Annotated in this window: 1 protein-coding gene; it reads right to left on the reverse strand. The window is 48.2% G+C overall.

All coding sequences use genetic code 11. The features are described from left to right. Window positions 1-103 precede the first annotated feature (103 nt). Window positions 104-546, reverse strand: a 443-nt coding sequence (locus ACURWW_RS17255) for a hypothetical protein (protein WP_445618390.1), incomplete at its 5' end; no start/stop codon positions are given.

Below are 546 nucleotides of genomic sequence, written 5' to 3' on the forward strand. Positions count from 1 at the left end.
CAAACGGCAGAGCGCACATTAACGCCCGCAGCACGCGTGGCTTTGTAATGAAGGCGCAGCCGCAATGGAAAAGCGATCGCTGTGCCTGCGCTTGTTAAATGTATTATTCATTAAGCTGATTCCCCCACTTCAAGCTAATTGTCGGTTTAAGCTGAAACTCAAAATCCAACAACTTCGTTGACGGACGGAATGTAGCGACCATTTTCTCGATACCCTTTTCCGAGATTACCTTTAAACCAACAATACCCTCTAGGTTCAGTGAGGCCACAAGCACGCCTGCTTTTTCCCATATTAGAACTACTTGTCCGTATCCTGGCTCAATCGCACAGTATATTTTGTTGTCGCCCCGCTCGGTTCGATAGGCAAGCCGATTGTAAAACCAAGGAACATCTCGGTCGGTAAGCTCCGGCTCTGCCGCAAATAGACCTAATAGCTCATACAATTCGGGAAAATCTTCCATGCTAGCCTTACATTTAACGCCGCGTTTTGCGGACACTTTGTAGCGCCAGCGGAAAAGTGGTCCGCAACAACGCCTTGTTAATGGCA

The sequence above is a fragment of the Gilvimarinus sp. F26214L genome (assembly GCF_054401055.1).